Raw genomic sequence first — 17899 nt, forward strand, 5'->3', positions numbered from 1 at the left:
ACATGGCCCTTGGCGGCCAGCCGCATATTCAATCTCTTTGATTCCCAGACACAGCCACTGCGCTGTGGTCAAGATGGGTTGGCCGCGTGCTTACCCTCAGCCAGAGCTGGAAAGCTCAGGCGCTGCAGCTGAAGCCGACGGCAAAGCCCCTGCGGCGCACGTGGTGGCGGTGGTGCCTGCTAAGGCAAAAAAAAGGCCCGATAAAGGAATGAAGTGCATCTTCCAGGTTAACTTGGCGCAACAGACGTATTCAAGCTACATTGCCTGATGCTCAAGCATTGACGACTTGGGCTGTAAGCAAAAGGAACCTGGAATGACGCACTTTGGATACAACGGACTCATTGGCGTGCTGGTGCTCGCCGGGGACATTTGGGCCATTCTCAACATTTTTCAAAGCTCGGTATCCAACGAGAAAAAGCTGATTTGGATAGTCGCCGTACTGTTACTGCCCGTCCTGGGTTTGCTGCTGTGGTACTTCCTTGGACCCCGCACCGGCAGGTCAGGCTAGCAGTACGGTAAAGCCAATGAAAAAGGGCAGGGCTCATAACGAACCCTAGCCCTTCTAGGTGCTTCCTCAAGTATGGGAAGCGTCATGACGGCATACCGTCAGTCAAGTGTGAGCGTAAGTGTGGTCCATTGTCATGTATCGGGCTCCTTCACCGAGGATGAAGACTCGGTCACGAACAAATTCTGCTCTAGATTTTTTGAGTAGTCAACAACCTCACTGCCACAGTTGGTCAAATCCGTGTCGGCGGAACCAATATGCCTATCAACCGATGCTGACGGAGCTATGGGTGAATGCGGTGTTCAGGTGGATTCGCGCTGTTGAAAACCAACGAAGTCACCTTCACGGGGAAAGATGTCCACCGATGTGACGACGGCATTTGACGGGCCACGCCTGGCCCATTCAATCATGCGGTTCACTTCGGTGGCCTCTCCCTGCACCATTGCCTCCACCGAGCCATCCAGGCGGTTTCGCACCCAGCCCCTCAAACCCAGGGCGTTGGCTTGAGAAACCATTGAACCACGGTAAAAAACGCCCTGAACGAGCCCGCAAATCACCAATCGGTACGTGACATCCGCCATTGCTGTTTTTGTGATCTATGCAAAGGGCGCCATGCTACTGCAATGTAAGGCGTCTAACATGGTAGACATCTTCCAGTGAGTCAACAAATTCATGCCAATATTGAAATTATCTTCTCTGGTAGCCATTGCTGCCGTACTGGCGCTAACTGCCTGTAATGAGGCAATAGACACCCACCCCGCGCAGCTTGTCACCAAGCGCAGGGCGATTTTTAAGGAATTTACGCGCACCCTGGAGCCCATGGGCATGGTTGCCCGTGATCGCATGGACTACAACCCGAGTGAGTTCCGCGTCAGCGCATTGGCGTTGGAAAAGCTGGCGATGCAGCCCTGGGGTTATTTCACCCCGGACAGCAATTACCCGCCGACACACGCCAAGCCCGCCGTATGGATGCAGCCCATCGAATTCAAACAAGCACAGAAAGATTATCAGGCCGCGGTGAGCCAGCTCGTCAAGGCGGCAGAGGGCGGCAATCTAGACATTGTCCGAAAATCCGTCAATGATGTTCAATACAGCTGTAAAACATGCCACAACCAATTTCGTAAGGATTATTGAGCCATTTTTTCTGCATGGATTGCCTGGTTTTTCGTATTTCACTTGGCGAAGTGCTGCCCCCAGATAGGACGCCTGGCCTCGGCGTGACCAATCGGAATTCTCTGGTTTGGCTTCGTCTTTGTCTTGCTGAACTACGAACAGTCAAGGTTTGTTTGCCAGGTACTTGGTAAGCGCCAAGCGGGTTTGCTTGCGCATCTGCCGGCGAAAGAAAGGGGTCCAGCCCAGAACGAGACCGCCCAAGCAGATTGCCTGACGTGACCATCGCCAGAAGTCAAAGGAGTCCTTGTGCGTGGCGATCAGGCCTTCTGGCGTGAAGGTGAATTCGGCATCAATGATGTTGTGGACAACCCGCTTGGTAACGCTGAATCGGTAGTGTGCTTCCCAGTGAGCGCGGCCCGCGGTGTCATCGGCACGGATGTCACGGAATTCAAGTCGCCAGTCTTCGCGCCCCTTGCTCTTTGTGGCATCACACAACATGTGCCACATGCCACCCACTTCGCGCCGCCCATTGAGCGAAAACGCAGGGTCCTCAAAGATCGCATCTTCGGCATAGCAGTTGACCATGGTATCGGCATCAAGCGCTGCAAAGGCGCTGTAGAAGCGAATCAGGGTTTGTTCGTTGTGGTTCATGGTTGAAGCAAATATTCAAATCACTTGCGTCAAGGTCGGCACAATGGAATCGAACACTACAAGCTCTGCAATGGGCCGGCAGCCACCATGGATAATTCGTCAGATGAGAATCAACTTGGTCACACCGTTCGCTGAAAAAGATGCCGTGAAGGCCTTGGGGGCCCGTTGGGACGCCACCAAGAAGCTTCGGTATATCGTTGACGTCGCAGACCTCACGCCGTTCTTGCGTTGGATCCCAAACTCGGCAACTGCCACTGAAGACTCGACGGATGGGGCAACACGGCCCACCAAGAGCACCCCAAAGGCTCCAGTCAATCAGTTCAAGGGACCCACGACCGGGTCGACCCTTGAAGTGCCGCACTGTGGATGCAATGTTCTACCATGGGAAGATTGCCAGCACACGGCAAAGGCGTGATTCCCATGAGCCTTGAGTCCATCCCCAAATTCACCGGCCCTGCGGCCAAACTGTGGGCCACTGTTCCTGCCCACGCCAAGAAGCTACTCCTGTCCAACGTCTGGTGCGTCCAGTGCCATCATGAGGTCACCATCACTGACTTTACCGGGACAGTCGTGGGTGGCGACTTGGTGTTGCAGGGGTCGTGCTCTGTGTGCCGTGGCGATGTGGCGAGGGTGATTGAGATGGGATGAACGGTGGGCTAGGCAAATGGAGCCGGATTTCGTGGGGCAGCTTCAGACTGATTGCTGTCAGCCAGCTTGCCGATTTCAATTCTCATTGATTCTTCAATCACGTTTCAACGGCGGACGCCAAATTGGCCTTGTTCCTGAAGTCCTCGAAAATTCCAAAATGCAAAAAGACACCATCATCCAAACCTTTTCCGAAGGTACCGCCCTGAGTGAGTTGCTACGCCTGTTTGAGCTTGAGTACGTTAAGCCTGATCACTATATCGGGCAGAGCCTGGACCTCGGGTTCCGCAATCTGTTTGGGGGGCACATACTCGGGCAAGCTCTGGTTGCCGCCGGAAATACATGTGTTGAGCGCAATGCACATTCCCTGCACGCCTATTTCATCCGCGGCGGCGACCCTCTTGCTCCCATCCACTACAGCGTGGATCGCATTCGCGACGGCAACAGCTTCAGCGTGCGCCGGGTCACTGCATCACAGGGCAATAAAGCCATACTCATCCTGTCGTCATCGTTTCAGACCACCGAGGCGGGATTTGAGCATCAGATCAAGATGCCAGTTGTGCCACCCCCGGAGTCCCTGCCAAGCGTGGTTAGTAGCGCCCGCCCCGTCCCTGAACTGATTCCCTCTGAGACACCAGGGAAAGTCACTCGCGATCTCGCAATTGAATTGCGTCCCGTTGACCCAGTCGATCCATACCAACCTGAAAAGACAACACCGACTCAATATGTTTGGTTTCGTGCCGCTGGCCAAGTTCCAGACAACCATGCACTGCAAAAATGTCTGTTGGCTTACGCGTCTGACTTTGGATTGCTGGGTACCAGCTTACGACCACATGGCGCAACCTACTATCAGTCGGATATGGTTACCGCAAGTCTTGACCACGCCATGTGGTTTTACCGTGACTTTCAAATCGATGACTGGCTGTTGTACGCCTGTGAAAGTCCAAGCACCGGTCATGCCCGCGGGTTGAATCACGGAAATATATTTAGTCGTGACGGAAAGTTAGTGGCTTGCGTGGCGCAAGAAGGTCTCATCAGGCGGGTTCAAAGCAGCTAGCTTTTCCCATGCAAAAGTGGCTTTGGCAGTTGTTTTTTCAGCACATAACAACTCGCAGGCTTGCCGATGGTTTGGACCACTCAGCATTGGCGGATCGCCCGCTAAACTGAACCACATGCAATTACCAATTAACGAAAGAAAAAAATGTTTGACAAACGCGGCCAGTGGATACGCCTTGAGACGTTCGACGATTTTGACAACGGCCTGTCAGATCTGATTGACCTTTGGTCCAGCACATCAAAGACGGCAACCAAGACAGCCAAAGAATCGGCACTCGCCCATTTCAAAGAAGACCTGGAAGCGGCTGCACTTAGATGGATCGACAACAGAGCCAGGTCCAAGAAATATGCCGCCATTGGGAAGGAACTGGCTGAGTTTGAAGAAGTACTGAAGGCGGGCTCAAACATCATCCTTGAAGCCGACAGCAACGCCCCTGCTGCGCCTGCCAAGGCCAAGAAGAAAGTCTGACCATCCCCAGGTCGAGCCAGATCGAGGAGCCAGAACTCAAAACAAGGTCAAGCATTTAGATCAAAAGCCTGGGTGCTTATTTCTTGCCGCCATTGGCTCACTGCACACCATTGAGTTCTGCATTGGTTCGGCAGTTCTTTTTTTACGACTGTACCGCCTGTATGGGAGCTTCATGCTGATCGCATTCGTTGTCGTTGCCGGATTCTGGGCCGGTTTACAAAATTCTCTGGCAGGTGGTGGTTCGTTCATAACCTTGCCGGTACTGATCTTGTCTGGCATGACGCCACTGGCCGCCAACATCACGTCCACAGTGGCGCTATTTCCCGCTCAGGTGACCTCTGGCCTGGCAGGTCGGCGGCTGGTGACCAGTGTGGGCAGGCTGCCATTTTGGGCACTACTCTTGGTCAGCGTCCTTGGCGGTGCACTGGGAGGACTGCTGCTGCTAAAGACTCCTTCGACCGTGTTCACACGCCTTGTTCCATGGCTAGTGCTATTTGCCACCGCCGTATTCGCTTGGGGCAGCTTTATACGCAAAGACCGGGAGACCACTGTTCACCTGGGGCCGCTTGGTGCCGCCGTCAGTCAGTTTCTGATTGCAATCTATGGCGGATACTTTGGTGGTGGTATCGGGTTTTTAATGATGGCTGCACTCACAATGGCAGGTCTGCCGACCCGCAACGCCGGCGCCACTAAAAATGTCCTGGCCGGAGTTATGAATGCATCTGCCGTGGCACTGTTTGTGACCTCGCCACAAGTACACTGGCCCGAAGCTCTCGCACTTAGTGCTGGGGCCATCGTCGGAGGCTTATGTGGTTCCTGGGCACTACATAGGGTCAACGAGAAAACGCTTCGCATAGTGATCGTGTGCATCGGAATCTGCCTGACCATCGGGCTGTTTGTTAAGCCGATCTGACCATCCGTCATCCGCGTGAACAGCCAATCGGGAGTGAGCAGCGATGAAGCATACCTATTGCCAAACACCGGATTTCAAGCACGACTGGAGCCTTCTTACTGCTTTGCCAGGGCGTCAGATTCTTTTGGCGATTTGGAACTGGCTCTAAAGGACAGCCTGCCTGCCGCTTCGGCATGCGGTCGCATCGATAATTCGCAGTATGAGAATCAATCTGGTAACGCCGTTCGCTGAGAAAGATGCCGTCAAGGCACTGGGAGCCCGTTGGGACGCCACCAAGAAGATTTGGTACATCGTCGACGTGGCAGACTTCACGCCGTTCTTGCGGTGGATTCCAAACGTGGCAGCGGCCACGGAAGACTCGACGGGTGGGACACCACGGCCCACGAAGAGCACATCAAAGGCTCCAATCAATCAGTTCAAGGGACCCACCACCGGTGCCGCCACTGAAGTGCCGCACTGCGGATGCAATGTTCTGCCTCGGGAAGATTGCCAGCACGCGGCTACTGCGTAATTTCCATGAACGTTGCATCCATTTCGAATTTCACCGCCCCTCCCGCAAAACTGTGGGCCACGGTGCCCGACGTCGCCAAGCAACTGTTGCTTTCCAATGTCTGGTGCAGCAAATGTCGAAACGAGATCAGCATCAAGACTTTCACTGGCAAGCAGTTTCATTCTGCACGGTATGCACCGAACTTTTTAGTGGCTCCAGCGAAAACATAAATACTCCCGTACGACACATCAAACACTCAGGAAAATGAACATGCAGTCTCAAATAGGATTAATCGGCGCGGGAATGATGGGGGAAAACCTTGTCCTCAACATGGAAGGAAAAGGATTCAGAGTTTCATTGTTTGATATTATGGAAGGCAAGGTTGAGCGATTTATTTCTGGCAGAGGCCAAGGAAGGAATATACAAGGATGTTATTCAATTAAGGAACTGGTCGTTTCCCTGGACCTTCCGCGGAAAATAATGCTGATGGTGCCGGCCGGAAAATCCGTCGATGAGATCATTGAAACGTTGATTCCTTTGCTTGACATAGGAGATATCATTATTGATGGTGGAAATTCTCACTTCCAAGATACAACACGGAGAACAAAAATGCTTGAAGGCAAAAGTCTGTTGTATGTTGGCGCTGGGGTCTCTGGCGGCGAAGAAGGCGCTTTGCTGGGACCTTCAATAATGCCAGGCGGCTCTATCTCCGCATGGGAAAGTGTAAAACCAATTTTTCAGGCGATCGCTGCAAAAGTTGATGATGATGTTCCATGCTGCGACTGGATTGGGGAAGAAGGATCTGGTCATTTCGTGAAAATGGTTCATAACGGAATTGAATACGGCGACATGCAGCTAATCTGTGAAGCCTATGACATCATGAGGAACTTATTGGGAATGACATCTGCTGAAATGCATGATGTGTTTAAAAAATGGAACGAAGGTGAACTTAATAGTTATTTGATTGAAATCACCAGAGACATTCTGACGGTTATGGATGAAGATGGTCTGCCGCTGCTCGATAAGATATTGGATAAGGCAGGTCAGAAGGGAACTGGAAAATGGACGGTAAATGCGTCACTCGATGTTGCAGTCCCACTCACACTCATAACTGAATCGGTCTTTGCCCGTGTACTCTCCTCTATGAAAGATGAGAGAGTGTTGGCTTCAAAAATATTGACCGGTCCAAAGGCAAACTTCTCTGGCACCAGAAAAGCGTTCATTGATGAACTTGGAAAATCCTTGTACGCGGCAAAGATTATTTCCTATACTCAAGGCTATCAGTTGATGCGAGCTTCAACACAGGCTTTTGGTTGGAAAATAAGCTACGGAAGTGTAGCATTAATATGGCGAGGCGGGTGCATCATTCGTTCCGCATTTCTTGGAAAAATAAAGGAAGCTTTTGATTTTAATCCTGATCTTGTGAATCTCATGCTTGATCCATTTTTTCAAGAAACAATCTCTAGAACTCAACAGTCGTTAAGAAATGTACTTGGTGAAGCAATAAAGAATGGAATCCCAACGCCGGCCCTTTCCTCTGCGTTAGCCTATTACGATGGATACAGAAGCGAAAACCTTCCCGCCAATCTGTTGCAGGCGCAAAGAGATTATTTTGGTGCACATCAATACGAACGAATTGACAAACCGCGTGGAGAGTATTTCCATACCAACTGGACCGGCCGGGGCGGCGAAACAGCATCCACGGTCTATTCAGCGTAGTTTCCAAATTCGATGACGAGATCAAGTCGACGCGCATAGTTCATCTGCAGTGCGGCCTCAATTGGTTTTGGTATTTCAGTCAAACAGTCAATGTTTGTTTGCCAAGTACATCGTGAGCGCCACCCGGGCTTGCTTGCTCCCCCTGAAGGAAATTTAATGATTCACTGGGACGCGCATGCGTGTTTGCCTTTGCATCCACAGGCCGATTTCTCTCCATTGGACCAACTGCACCGGTCGGGTGTGAACTACGTCTCCATAAACGTGGGCATGGACATGAATCCGGTATCACAGATCATGTCCGTTCTGGCCGGTTTTCGTGCCACTATACGGGCACAACCGCAGCGCTACGTTCTGGCGAACTGCATGCAGGACATCGAGGATGCTGCAGCAAGCGGAAAACTGGCCATCGGCTTTGATCTGGAGGGATCCATGCCACTGCTTGAGCAACCGGAAATGGTTGCCTTGTATAAATGTCTGGGTGTGATGCAAATGCATCTGGCCTATAACCGCAACAACTCAGTGGCAGGGGGCTGTCACGATCTCGAGCAGGGTCTGACCCCACTGGGTTATCAGGTTGTCGCTGCGATCAACGCCGCCGGAATGCTGATGGATTGTTCACACACCGGACGGCGTTGCAGCCTGGATATCATGGACGCATCTTCCCAACCAGTCATTTTCAGTCATGCCAACCCAATGGCTCTGGTGGAACACGGGCGCAATTTAACAGACGAGCAAATTAGGGCCTGCGCAGCAAGCGGTGGCGTGGTGTGCGTGTCTGGCGTATCGATATTCCTCGACAGTGCGAATCCAAGTGCACATGATGTAGCAACACATGCCGCCTACGTGGCCAATTTGGTGGGAGTGAAGCACGCAGGTATCGGACTCGACATCAGCTTTCTGCAGAACGGGCTTGATGACCAGCCGCCGGACGAGTTCAATCCAGACTATTGGTGGCCCAAGTCAGCAGGGTATGACCGAGGTCTCTTGCGTATTGCCTACCCGCCCATTGAAAGCTGGGAAGTTCTCAGCGATGCACTTCAAAGCACAGGAATGACACCGGCCGAGGCAGCGCTGGTGATGGGCGGCAACATGATGCGCGTGGCGGCACAAGTCTGGGGTTGAGACGCAGGGGGGCAGCATAAGTCCAGAACACTCCTCCTCCTGCAATCAGCACCAAACTTGATCCCATGAACATCGTGTTCACGCCGAAATTCACCGACCCTGCGGTAGTCACGCGGACGCTCAGACATCGACTATGGTGTTTGCCTCTCGGTTTCTGAAACAGCATCACTGGGGCTATCGATGCGCTGAGCTTTCGCAGGACGGTTCAGGGATGTGCCAACGTTGGTGTCGATGGCCGCATCGTACCCACCACCAACGACAGGTGAAGAGTCTGAAGTCAGGAAAAACTGCCACGTCACAAAAAAAACCAGACTCGCAACGGTCAAGCCAAACAAGAATACTTGAATAACCAGCCTCATCACGTTGCTTGGTGGTCCCCGTCGTACGAACTTGATTCCGGCGGATTGGCATTCCCGGCAGATGTACTCCCCATAGCGATTTTTGTGGCAGTCTTCGCGCGCAACGCTGGTGCCACAGGCTGAACAAACTCTCGACATATCGCGATGGTCCAAGTAATAGGCGGATTTCCACACTCTCTTATAAGAAAGTCAAATTGTCCGGCTCCCTAGGTTCCCTTTGTTGACGCATCTCAACGCCAGGCTCAATGGGAACGAGCCCTTTCTGCAACTCTTCAAACTGCTCACAGACGCTCTGCACCATGATTCAGCCAGACAAGCGACGGCACCGATCAGTGCCACGTCGCCAAAAGAGCTATACAGGAAATGGCAATAGTCAACAACAAAACAGGTAGCGCCCACCTCACAAAATGCTTCAGTTGCCCCCGTCGTGTAAACCTTATTCCACCTGCCAGGCATTTGCGGCAGATGTACTCCCCATAGCGATTTTTATGGCACAGTTTTCGTTCAACCGTGGCACCACAGGCTGAACAAACTTTCGATGTTTCAAGCTGGTCCACAGTACGTCGGATTGACATCCATTCTTTGAAGGAACAATGCATTCTCAGCGTGTCAAGCTGCACGCGCTTGATGTTTCTCAAGGCCTGGAACGATGCCCCCAACGCTGGAGTTCCCGGCGAGCGGCAGCGCCCTCCCCGACTGGGTGACTGGCCGCAAGTTGCTGGGGGCCGTTTGAGTGACGGCAATCGGGTTGGCTGATATGCTCACTGCCTGGGAAATTGAAGAAAGAATGTTGCACTAAGGGCTTTTGCGGAAATGGACAATCGCCCCTAGGCTACTCAACCGTGGCAGCGAAATGAGTCAACAAACGGAGGTCTCGGCTTATGCCTATTGATGAATCACAAGAGCAAGAAAGGCGAGAAACCGCTGAAGAAATTTCAGAATTGCTCTCAGTTGTCCAGGAAATGGGACGACGACTCGCCAACGAAACGCATGGGGCTCCCTACGAGTTGGTTCTGGAACTTAACGAACTCTTGCATCAAGCAAGGGCAAAAATAGACCTGATCCAGGCGAGCCCCCTTATCTCCTGACCCCCGAGTTCATCAACTGGTGACCCCAAGGCCTTAACCCTGATGCCGGGCAGGGTGACAGTCACCAGTCTGCGCCAAAGTACTCTGTCGCCATCAAAAGACATGAAGAATATGCGCCCGCGGATTACAGCGTTGGGCGATACGTTCCTACATCGGAAAGCGACGGCCATTGCTAGCATGGCGCTTTATTAACCCTCGATAAGGAGTATTCCCATGAGCGTCGCAAAAGTCATTGAAGTCAGCGCCACCAGCAAGATCAGCTTTGAGGATGCCATTAACCAAGGCATTGCCCGTGCTTGCGATACCGTCTCAAACGTGCGCGGTGCGTGGATCAAGGAACAAAAAGTTTCTGTTGAAGACGGTCGCATCGTCGCCTATCGGGTGAACATGCAGGTCACCTTTGTACTCGGTGGCGACAAGTAGCAATTGCACCGACGGTCGGCGCCGCACGACCGCTGTTGCAGCGGGGTGTGGCTGATAACCATTGAGTTTCGTCGGCCCCATATCTTGGCCGACCAAGCGTTACCATGCCCCTACTCCGTCGCCCGCACCCTTGAAAAAGAGGCAAAACGCGGCAAGCCCTTGGGCGTGCGATCACGGTAGCGGTAGGTCACTGTTGAGCCCACCGGGGGCGGGTCGGCGCGCCGGGCATCGCTGAAGCCGGTACCCAAGGCGAACCGCTGGCCACTGGGCATTTCGAGCAGCAAGGCCCCCATGTGCCCAAGATTTCGGCCTTTTCCAGGCAAGTGCGCCACGACGCGCGCCTCTTCGTCGGGCAAAGGCTTGAGTTTCAACAGCGCATCGCCGCGCCCTGTTGACCATAGGGCATTGGCGCGGTGCAGGACCAGTCCTTCGCCACCATCGTGCACCGTCAGCTTGAGCAAGGCCTGCAGCGCGGCAACATCCGGCACGCGTTGCTGGGCCACCGCCTGCAGCCAGGGCTGGCGCGCCTGCACCACCACCTCATTGATGTGCTGGGCGCGCTCGGCAAAAGCGTCGGCGGCGCCGGGCAAGTCAAAAATCATGTAGCGCACCGCGCGCCAATCCGCATCGACCGGCGTGCTATGGCGCACGATGCCGGAAAGCTCATCAAAGCGGCCTCGCCCCAGCCACAACTCACCGTCCAACGCGGCTTTGGGCAGGCTGGCCGTAAACCAGTGCGGTGCCGCGATCAAACGCCCACTGCGAAAACGCAGACTTTGGCCGTCCCAGTAGGCCCGCACGCCATCCAGCTTTTCACTGACAAGAAAAGCGCTGGGGTTCTGCCCGGCTTGCCACCATTTGGCGTGCATGAGCAGAGGCTGCGCGCTGGCAGGTGCCGCCGACTTAGGCACCGCAGGCGGGTCAAGCGTTGCCGCCACCGCACCAGTCAAGCACGTGCCGCCCAGAATCAGGCTCAAGGGCGCCACACGCCAATTGACTCGTTGAAAGCTCATGTATTCCTCCCTGTCAGGCTCAGGCCTGATCGACAAAATGCAAGGCCCAAGATACACAACCGACGACCGGCCAAGGCGTCAAGCCAGCAGCCGGGACGATTTGGGCACATGTGCCATCAAGAATTCCATCTGATCGGCCAGAATGCGACGGTTGCGCAGAATGAAATCCTCCCACAGGCTGGGCACATAGGGCGCGTACAGCAGTGGCATACCCGCCTGCTCCGGCGTGCGGTGGCTCTTGCGGTGGTTGCAGGGCCGGCACGCGGTGACCACATTCATCCACGTGTCAATGCCGTTCTGCGCGAACGGGATGATGTGCTCGCGCGTCAGCGCTTCTTCGTCAAACTGTTCACCACAATAGGCGCAGAGCTGGCGGTCTCGCACGAATAACTTGGCGTTGGTCAGGCCCGGCTTGAGGCGGAATGGATTGATGCTGGCCACGCCCTTGGTGCCAATGATGCTGTTGACCATGATGATGGACTGCGCGCCGGTCAGCGCGTTGTGGCCACCATGAAACACGGCCACTTGCGCGCCCATCTCCCAGCGCACCTCGGCGGCGGCGTAATGAATCACCGCCTGCTCCAGCGAAATCCACGATTGGGGCAGCCCTTGGGCTGACAACTTCAAGACCTTCAAAACACGCCTCCTGGATAAACCCATTGACACGAAATGCAACTGTCTCTGGCAGCGCAAAGAAGCTCTTCGGCGCCGCTAAGACACAATATACCCTCTTTATGTGTCAAATTGGCTGTCAGCGCTTGAGTGATCTGCGTACACTGCTATCAAAATAATAACACCCAATGAAGGTTTTCCGCGGTTTTCACCATCCCGACGTGGCCCAGTCCTGCGCCCTGACGATCGGCAATTTTGACGGCGTCCACCGGGGCCACCAGGCCATGCTGGCGCTGCTCAAAGGCGAGGCCCAGCAACGCGGCGTGCCCAGCTGCGCCATGACATTCGAGCCCCATCCGCGCGACTACTTTGCCGCGGCCAGCCATAAGCCTGAATTGGCGCCAGCGCGCATCGGCACCCTGCGCGACAAGCTGGCCGACCTGGCCTTGAGCGGGGTCGACCAGACTGTGATCCTCCCCTTTGACGCGCGCCTGGCAGCGCTGTCGCCGCAGGCCTTCATCGACGAGGTGCTAGTCCAGGGACTGGGTGCGAAATATGTCTTGGTGGGTGATGATTTCCGCTTTGGCGCCAAGCGGCTTGGCGACTACGCCTTGCTCGATGCCGCCGGCATGGCCCAAGGCTTCGACGTAGCGCGCATGAACAGCTACGAGGTGCATGGCCTGCGGGTGTCGAGTTCGGCGGTGCGCGACGCGCTCGGCCAAGGCCGCTTGCCGGATGTGGCGCGCCTGCTGGGTCGCCCCTACCGCATCTCGGGCCATGTGGTGCATGGCCGCAAACTCGGGCGGGATTTGGGCTTCAAGACCCTGAACCTGCGCTTTGCCCACTGGAAACCCGCCGCCAGCGGCATTTTTGTGGTGCTCGTGCATGGCCTGAGCCCGGCGCCGCTGGCGGGCGTGGCGAACATGGGCATTCGCCCGTCACTGGACCCGCGCGATGTGAATGGGGGCCGGGTGCTGCTGGAAACCCATTGCCTGGACTGGCCCGACGCCCTGGGCCCCGAGGGGGCCTACGGTAAAATTATCCGGGTAGAACTTCTCCATAAACTGCACGACGAGCTGAAGTACGACTCTCTGGACGCCCTCACCGCCGGCATCCGACAGGATTGCCTTGATGCGCGAGCGTACTTTTCAAAATAGCGCCACCATGACCACCAACACCCCCAAGCCCGATTACCGCAGCACCCTGAACCTGCCCGACACCCCGTTCCCGATGCGCGGCGACCTGCCCAAGCGCGAGCCGGTCTGGGTCAAGCAATGGGAAGACCAAGGCATCTACCAGAAGCTGCGCGCGGCCCGCTGCGGCGCGCCCAAATTTGTGCTGCACGACGGCCCGCCTTACGCCAACGGCCAGATCCACATGGGCCACGCGGTCAACAAGATTCTGAAAGACATGATCGTCAAGGCGCGCCAGTTGCAGGGCATGGACGCGGCTTACATCCCGGGCTGGGACTGCCACGGCCTGCCGATCGAGAACGCGATCGAAAAGAAATTTGGCCGCAAGCTCGCGCGCGACGACATGCAGGCCAAGAGCCGCGCCTATGCCACCGAACAAATCGACCTGCAGCGCGAGGACTTCAAACGCCTGGGCGTCTTGGGCGACTGGGACCACCCCTACCGCACCATGGACTTCAAAAACGAAGCCGATGAAATCCGCGCTTTCAAGCGCGTCATCGAGCGCGGCTTTGTTTACCGGGGTTTGAAGCCTGTGTACTGGTGCTTTGACTGCGGCTCCAGCCTGGCCGAATTCGAGATCGAATACGCCGACAAGAAGTCGCAGACCTTGGATGTGGGCTTTTTATGTGCGGATAAAGCACTACTTCTCAAAGCATTCGAAAAACCAACTGATGACAAAGGTCAGCCACTTGGCCAGCCGGAACTTAACGACCTCGGTTCACCGCGCATTGGTCATGAAGCACGACAAAAAGATGCTTTCGCGATCATCTGGACTACCACCGCCTGGACCATTCCTGCGAACCAAGCCCTCAATGTTCATCCGAACATCATCTATTCGCTTGTAGACACGACAAGAGGTCTTTTGGTTATAGCCAAGAGTCTTGTGGAGCAGTGCCTACTGCGCTTCGCGCTAGAAGGCACAGTTATCGCAAACACTTGGGGCTCCAGCTTGGCCGGGCTAGAGTTTGAACACCCATTGGCACGAGTTGATGAGGGTTACAACCGGAAGAGTCCGATTTATTTGGCTGCATATGTGGGAGAGACTGACGGCACCGGCATGGTGCACTCCTCGCCCGCCTACGGGGTCGAGGATTTCAACAGTTGCGTGGCGCACGGCATGGCCTATGACGACATCCTGAACCCGGTGCAGGGCAACGGCGTCTATGCGCCCGAGCTGCCCCTGTTTGGCAACCAGCACATCTGGAAAGCCTGCCCGGTCATCATCGATGCGCTGCGTGATGCCGGTCGCCTGTTCGCCACCGAGAACATCGTGCACAGTTACCCGCATTGCTGGCGGCACAAGACGCCGGTGATCTACCGCGCCGCCGCCCAATGGTTCATTCGCATGGACGAGGGCGTTGGCGTGTTCACCAAGGACAAGGCACCCAAAACCCTGCGCCAACTGGCGCTGGACGCCATCGAGCAAACCGCGTTCTATCCCGAAAACGGCAAGACCCGCCTGCGCGACATGATCGCCGGTCGGCCCGACTGGTGCATCTCCCGCCAGCGCAGCTGGGGCGTGCCGCTGCCCTTCTTCTTGCACAAAGACAGCGGCGAGTTGCACCCGCGCACCATGGACATTCTGGACATTGCCGCCAGCATGGTGGAACAAGGCGGCATCGAGGCCTGGAGCAAGGCCAGCACCGAGGAAATCCTGGGCCATGTGGGCTGCGCCGGTGATGCACCCGACTACACCAAAAGCAGCGACATTCTGGAAGTCTGGTTTGACTCCGGCACCACCCACACCACCGTGCTCAAGGGCTCTCACCCTGGCAGCGGTCACCCGGACGGTCCGGAAACGGACTTGTACCTGGAGGGGCACGACCAGCACCGCGGCTGGTTCCATTCCAGCCTGCTGACCGCTTGCGCCATGTACGGGCGCGCGCCCTACAAGGGCATCCTGACGCACGGCTTCACGGTCGACAGCAAGGGCCACAAGATGAGCAAGAGCGCCGGCAACGGCGTCGATCCGCAAGAAACGTCGAAGAAGCTCGGCGCCGAAATCATCCGCCTGTGGGTCGCCGCCAGCGACTACTCGGGCGACATTGCCGGGGACGACAAAATTCTGGCGCGCGTGGTCGACACCTACCGCCGCATCCGCAACACACTCAAATTCTTGCTGGCCAACACCCAAGACTTTGACCCGGTGGTCAATACCGTTCCCTTGGCCCAGATGCTGGAAATTGACCGCTACGCCCTCTCCCGCGCCGCCCAGTTGCAGGCCGACATCCTGGCGCATTACGAGGTCTACGAATTCCACCCGGTTGTGGCCAAGCTGCAGATTTATTGCTCGGAAGACCTGGGCTCGTTCTACCTCGACGTACTGAAAGACCGCCTGTACACCACCGCGCCCAAGTCCTTGGCCCGGCGCAGCGCGCAGACCGCGCTGTGGCAGATCACGCAAGCCATGCTGCGCTGGATGGCGCCGTTCCTGAGCTTCACGGCGGAAGAAGCGTGGGCGGTGTTGGGTGCGGCGGGCAAGACGCCTGCGACGACGAAAGAATCGATCTTCATGGACGGCTGCGTGGCATTTGAGGCGCCCGACACTGGCTTATTGGCCAAATGGGCGCGCATCCGCGAACTGCGCGATGCCGTGAACAAAGAGATAGAGACCCTGCGCACGGAGGGCCAGGTCGGCTCCTCGCTGCAGGCCAACGTGGCGCTCACCGTTGACGGTGACGATTACGCGCTGCTCGCCAGCCTGGGCGGCGACCTGAAATTCGTCTTCATTACGTCCGCTATTGAATTAATAGCTGGTGACGCCCTATCCATAAGGGCTAGACCCTCAAATGACATAAAGTGTGAGCGCTGCTGGCATTACGTTGACGACATTGGCCATGACAGCACCCACCCCACGCTCTGTGGCCGCTGCATCAGCAACCTGTATGGCGCCGGTGAAGACCGGGCGTTTGCCTGATGGCGCGCCGCACCTTCTCGGCGGGCTCCACCAGTTCTGCGGGCATGCTGCAGTGGCTGGGCCTGGCCACCATCATCCTGATGGCCGACCAGTTCACCAAGGTCATGATCGTCGGCTTCTACCAGCTGGGTGACAGCACCTACGTCACCAGCTTCTTCAATGTGGTGCGGGCGCATAACAGCGGCGCGGCGTTCTCGTTTCTGGCCGGTGCGTCGGGTTGGCAGCGCTGGTTTTTTACCGTCGTCGGCGTGCTGGCAGCCACCCTGATTTTGTGGTTGCTCAAGTCGCATTCCGGACAAAAGCTGTTTGCATTTTCCATGGCCTGCATTCTGGGTGGCACCCTGGGCAACGTGATCGACCGCGTGCTCTATGGCTACGTGGTGGACTTTCTGGACTTTCACTGGAAAACCTGGCATTTCCCGGCGTTCAACGTGGCCGACAGCGCCATCACCGTGGGTGCGGCCTGCCTGATTCTGGACGAGTTGCTGCGCGTGCGACGCGGGCGCTGATCTGCGTCGCACAGCGCCTTATAGCTCTATTTTGATAGCAGCTAACGCTTATTAGACGGGGGCTAGCGACCTATTTGACTTAAAAAATGCATCAAAGCGTCAAGATGGTGCAACCGGTGGTCTTGCGCGCTTCCAGATCGCGGTGAGCCTGCTGCACGTCTTCCAATTTGTAACGCTGGTCGATGCGGATGCTGACCTGGCCGCTGGTCACGGCGGCGAACAGATCATCGGCCATGGCCTGCGTGCTTTCCCGCGTGGCAATGTGGGTGAACAAGGTCTGGCGCGTCACGTACAACGAACCCTTGGGACCCAGAATGCCCGGCGAAAACGGCGCCACCGGACCCGAGGCATTGCCAAAGCTGGCCATCAAGCCGAACGGCGCCAGACAGTCGAGCGACTTGTCCCAGGTGTCTTTGCCGACCGAGTCGTACACCACCTTGACGCCTTGGCCCGCAGTAATCTCTTTCACCCTGGCCAAGAAATCTTCAGTCGCGTAGTTGATGACATGCGTGGCCCCGTGCGCCTTGGCCAGCGCGCATTTGGCATCCGACCCCGCCGTGCCGATCAGCTGCAAGCCCATGGCTTTGGCCCACTGGCAAGCGATCAGGCCGACGCCACCGGCCGCCGCATGAAACAGCACGAAGTCACCCGCCTGCAGGCCGCCCTGCGGCTGGGTGCGCTTGAGCAGGTACTGCGCCGTCAAGCCCTTAAGCATCATGGCGGCGCCGGTGTCAAAAGAAACAGCATCGGGCAGCTGGCACACGCACTTGGCCGGCATGACCCGCAGGTCGCAGTAGCTTCCCGGGGGTTGCGACGCGTAGGCCGCGCGGTCGCCCACCTGCAGGTGCGTCACACCCGCCCCCACGGCCTCCACCACGCCGGCCGCTTCCATGCCCAGCTGCAGCGGCATGGGCATGGCGTACAGGCCGCTGCGCTGGTAAACGTCAATGAAGTTCAGGCCGACTGCGTGATGGCGGATGCGGATTTCGCCGGGGCCGGGCTCGCCCACCGTGACGTTCACCAAATTGAGCTGCTCGGGGCCGCCGTGTTGGTCAATCGCAATGGCGCGGGAAGAATAGAGGCTCATGATGGGTTTCCTGAA

21 protein-coding genes are annotated in these 17899 nt (G+C 56.2%); 16 read left to right on the top strand and 5 right to left on the bottom strand.

Translation table 11 applies throughout. The annotated features are described in order from the left end of the window. The first annotated feature begins 313 nt into the window (after positions 1-313). On the top strand, positions 314-508 hold the full coding sequence (locus tag GZ093_RS11985) for a PLDc N-terminal domain-containing protein (protein WP_296486177.1): 195 nt from the start codon (positions 314-316) through the stop codon (positions 506-508). A gap of 299 nt (positions 509-807) precedes the next feature. Here GZ093_RS11985 and GZ093_RS11990 read toward each other — a convergent pair whose 3' ends face one another. Beyond that, the gene (locus GZ093_RS11990) at positions 808-1086 is read right to left on the bottom strand and encodes an acylphosphatase (protein WP_296486179.1); all 279 of its coding nucleotides are present in this window, start codon (positions 1084-1086) and stop codon (positions 808-810) included. Positions 1087-1177: 91 nt separating this feature from the next. On the opposite strand from GZ093_RS11990, the gene GZ093_RS11995 reads away from it, so the two are divergent. Beyond that, entirely contained in the window at positions 1178-1639 is a 462-nt protein-coding gene (locus GZ093_RS11995; protein WP_296486181.1) for a cytochrome c, read from the top strand. 141 nt (positions 1640-1780) lie between these two features. Here the strand turns inward: GZ093_RS11995 and GZ093_RS12000 are convergent, their stop codons facing one another. After that, on the bottom strand, positions 1781-2269 hold the full coding sequence (locus GZ093_RS12000; RefSeq protein WP_296486182.1) for a nuclear transport factor 2 family protein: 489 nt from the start codon (positions 2267-2269) through the stop codon (positions 1781-1783). A gap of 103 nt (positions 2270-2372) precedes the next feature. Between GZ093_RS12000 and GZ093_RS20850 the strand changes: the two genes are divergently transcribed. The 11 genes from GZ093_RS20850 to GZ093_RS12045 all read left to right on the top strand — a co-directional run bounded on the left by GZ093_RS20850 (position 2373) and on the right by GZ093_RS12045 (position 10553). Continuing rightward, on the top strand, positions 2373-2684 hold the full coding sequence (locus GZ093_RS20850) for a DUF5710 domain-containing protein (protein WP_363260680.1): 312 nt from the start codon (positions 2373-2375) through the stop codon (positions 2682-2684). Positions 2685-2689: 5 nt separating this feature from the next. Then, positions 2690-2917 carry a hypothetical protein gene (locus GZ093_RS12005; RefSeq protein WP_296486183.1) on the top strand — a complete coding sequence of 76 codons (228 nt, stop codon included), beginning with the start codon at positions 2690-2692 and terminating at the stop codon, positions 2915-2917. 16 nt (positions 2918-2933) lie between these two features. Then, positions 2934-3971 carry an acyl-CoA thioesterase II gene (locus GZ093_RS12010; RefSeq protein WP_296486185.1) on the top strand — a complete coding sequence of 346 codons (1038 nt, stop codon included), beginning with the start codon at positions 2934-2936 and terminating at the stop codon, positions 3969-3971. A gap of 144 nt (positions 3972-4115) precedes the next feature. Further along, positions 4116-4439: a hypothetical protein gene (locus GZ093_RS12015; protein ID WP_296486186.1), complete on the top strand. Its 324-nt coding sequence runs from the start codon at positions 4116-4118 to the stop codon at positions 4437-4439. A 175-nt stretch (positions 4440-4614) separates the two neighbouring features. After that, complete coding sequence (locus GZ093_RS12020; RefSeq protein ID WP_296486222.1) at positions 4615-5352, top strand: sulfite exporter TauE/SafE family protein; 738 nt, start codon at positions 4615-4617, stop codon at positions 5350-5352. A 199-nt stretch (positions 5353-5551) separates the two neighbouring features. After that, positions 5552-5863 carry a DUF5710 domain-containing protein gene (locus GZ093_RS20855; protein WP_363260683.1) on the top strand — a complete coding sequence of 104 codons (312 nt, stop codon included), beginning with the start codon at positions 5552-5554 and terminating at the stop codon, positions 5861-5863. Between the two features lie 5 nt (positions 5864-5868). Beyond that, positions 5869-6072: a hypothetical protein gene (locus tag GZ093_RS12025; protein ID WP_296486188.1), complete on the top strand. Its 204-nt coding sequence runs from the start codon at positions 5869-5871 to the stop codon at positions 6070-6072. A gap of 34 nt (positions 6073-6106) precedes the next feature. Then, a complete protein-coding gene (gnd, locus tag GZ093_RS12030; protein WP_296486189.1) occupies positions 6107-7561 on the top strand; it encodes a decarboxylating NADP(+)-dependent phosphogluconate dehydrogenase in 1455 nt (484 codons plus the stop codon). A gap of 156 nt (positions 7562-7717) precedes the next feature. Continuing rightward, positions 7718-8683 (top strand): membrane dipeptidase, encoded by a 966-nt coding sequence (locus GZ093_RS12035; protein ID WP_296486192.1) that lies wholly within the window; start codon positions 7718-7720, stop codon positions 8681-8683. Positions 8684-9923: 1240 nt separating this feature from the next. Continuing rightward, the gene (locus tag GZ093_RS12040) at positions 9924-10130 is read left to right on the top strand and encodes a hypothetical protein (protein WP_296486194.1); all 207 of its coding nucleotides are present in this window, start codon (positions 9924-9926) and stop codon (positions 10128-10130) included. Between the two features lie 213 nt (positions 10131-10343). Further along, positions 10344-10553 carry a dodecin family protein gene (locus tag GZ093_RS12045; protein WP_296486196.1) on the top strand — a complete coding sequence of 70 codons (210 nt, stop codon included), beginning with the start codon at positions 10344-10346 and terminating at the stop codon, positions 10551-10553. 110 nt (positions 10554-10663) lie between these two features. On the opposite strand, the gene GZ093_RS12050 is transcribed toward GZ093_RS12045, so the two are convergent. Together GZ093_RS12050 and GZ093_RS12055 are read right to left on the bottom strand one after the other, a co-directional pair. After that, on the bottom strand, positions 10664-11566 hold the full coding sequence (locus tag GZ093_RS12050; RefSeq protein WP_296486198.1) for a DNA ligase: 903 nt from the start codon (positions 11564-11566) through the stop codon (positions 10664-10666). A 78-nt stretch (positions 11567-11644) separates the two neighbouring features. Beyond that, complete coding sequence (locus GZ093_RS12055) at positions 11645-12202, bottom strand: HNH endonuclease (protein WP_296486200.1); 558 nt, start codon at positions 12200-12202, stop codon at positions 11645-11647. Between the two features lie 164 nt (positions 12203-12366). Between GZ093_RS12055 and GZ093_RS12060 the strand changes: the two genes are divergently transcribed. Genes GZ093_RS12060 through lspA form a run of 3 tightly spaced genes read left to right on the top strand, consistent with a single transcriptional unit; the run spans position 12367 to position 16797 of the window. After that, entirely contained in the window at positions 12367-13335 is a 969-nt protein-coding gene (locus tag GZ093_RS12060; protein ID WP_296486202.1) for a bifunctional riboflavin kinase/FAD synthetase, read from the top strand. Between the two features lie 7 nt (positions 13336-13342). Continuing rightward, a complete protein-coding gene (ileS, locus tag GZ093_RS12065) occupies positions 13343-16288 on the top strand; it encodes an isoleucine--tRNA ligase (RefSeq protein WP_296486204.1) in 2946 nt (981 codons plus the stop codon). After that, positions 16288-16797, top strand: coding sequence for a signal peptidase II (gene lspA, locus GZ093_RS12070; RefSeq protein WP_296486205.1), 510 nt, complete (start codon positions 16288-16290; stop codon positions 16795-16797). The genes ileS and lspA overlap by 1 nt, the downstream gene beginning before the upstream one ends. Positions 16798-16888: 91 nt before the next feature. On the opposite strand, the gene GZ093_RS12075 is transcribed toward lspA, so the two are convergent. Further along, the gene (locus GZ093_RS12075) at positions 16889-17884 is read right to left on the bottom strand and encodes a quinone oxidoreductase (RefSeq protein ID WP_296486207.1); all 996 of its coding nucleotides are present in this window, start codon (positions 17882-17884) and stop codon (positions 16889-16891) included. Positions 17885-17899 lie beyond the last annotated feature (15 nt).

This window comes from Rhodoferax sp., from assembly GCF_010365055.1.
Classification (GTDB): domain Bacteria; phylum Pseudomonadota; class Gammaproteobacteria; order Burkholderiales; family Burkholderiaceae_C; genus Rhodoferax.

Bases quoted from the DNA above. Each gene is read 5' to 3' on its own strand.
- GZ093_RS11985 (WP_296486177.1), top strand. From the start codon at position 314: ATGACGCACTTTGGATACAACGGACTCATTGGCGTGCTGGTGCTCGCC.
- GZ093_RS11990 (WP_296486179.1), bottom strand. From the start codon at position 1,086: ATGGCGGATGTCACGTACCGATTGGTGATTTGCGGGCTCGTTCAGGGC.
- GZ093_RS11995 (WP_296486181.1), top strand. From the start codon at position 1,178: ATGCCAATATTGAAATTATCTTCTCTGGTAGCCATTGCTGCCGTACTG.
- GZ093_RS12000 (WP_296486182.1), bottom strand. From the start codon at position 2,269: ATGAACCACAACGAACAAACCCTGATTCGCTTCTACAGCGCCTTTGCA.
- GZ093_RS20850 (WP_363260680.1), top strand. From the start codon at position 2,373: ATGAGAATCAACTTGGTCACACCGTTCGCTGAAAAAGATGCCGTGAAG.
- GZ093_RS12005 (WP_296486183.1), top strand. From the start codon at position 2,690: ATGAGCCTTGAGTCCATCCCCAAATTCACCGGCCCTGCGGCCAAACTG.
- GZ093_RS12010 (WP_296486185.1), top strand. From the start codon at position 2,934: ATGGAGCCGGATTTCGTGGGGCAGCTTCAGACTGATTGCTGTCAGCCA.
- GZ093_RS12015 (WP_296486186.1), top strand. From the start codon at position 4,116: ATGTTTGACAAACGCGGCCAGTGGATACGCCTTGAGACGTTCGACGAT.
- GZ093_RS20855 (WP_363260683.1), top strand. From the start codon at position 5,552: ATGAGAATCAATCTGGTAACGCCGTTCGCTGAGAAAGATGCCGTCAAG.
- GZ093_RS12025 (WP_296486188.1), top strand. From the start codon at position 5,869: ATGAACGTTGCATCCATTTCGAATTTCACCGCCCCTCCCGCAAAACTG.
- gnd (WP_296486189.1), top strand. From the start codon at position 6,107: ATGAACATGCAGTCTCAAATAGGATTAATCGGCGCGGGAATGATGGGG.
- GZ093_RS12035 (WP_296486192.1), top strand. From the start codon at position 7,718: ATGATTCACTGGGACGCGCATGCGTGTTTGCCTTTGCATCCACAGGCC.
- GZ093_RS12040 (WP_296486194.1), top strand. From the start codon at position 9,924: ATGCCTATTGATGAATCACAAGAGCAAGAAAGGCGAGAAACCGCTGAA.
- GZ093_RS12045 (WP_296486196.1), top strand. From the start codon at position 10,344: ATGAGCGTCGCAAAAGTCATTGAAGTCAGCGCCACCAGCAAGATCAGC.
- GZ093_RS12050 (WP_296486198.1), bottom strand. From the start codon at position 11,566: ATGAGCTTTCAACGAGTCAATTGGCGTGTGGCGCCCTTGAGCCTGATT.
- GZ093_RS12060 (WP_296486202.1), top strand. From the start codon at position 12,367: ATGAAGGTTTTCCGCGGTTTTCACCATCCCGACGTGGCCCAGTCCTGC.
- ileS (WP_296486204.1), top strand. From the start codon at position 13,343: ATGACCACCAACACCCCCAAGCCCGATTACCGCAGCACCCTGAACCTG.
- lspA (WP_296486205.1), top strand. From the start codon at position 16,288: ATGGCGCGCCGCACCTTCTCGGCGGGCTCCACCAGTTCTGCGGGCATG.
- GZ093_RS12075 (WP_296486207.1), bottom strand. From the start codon at position 17,884: ATGAGCCTCTATTCTTCCCGCGCCATTGCGATTGACCAACACGGCGGC.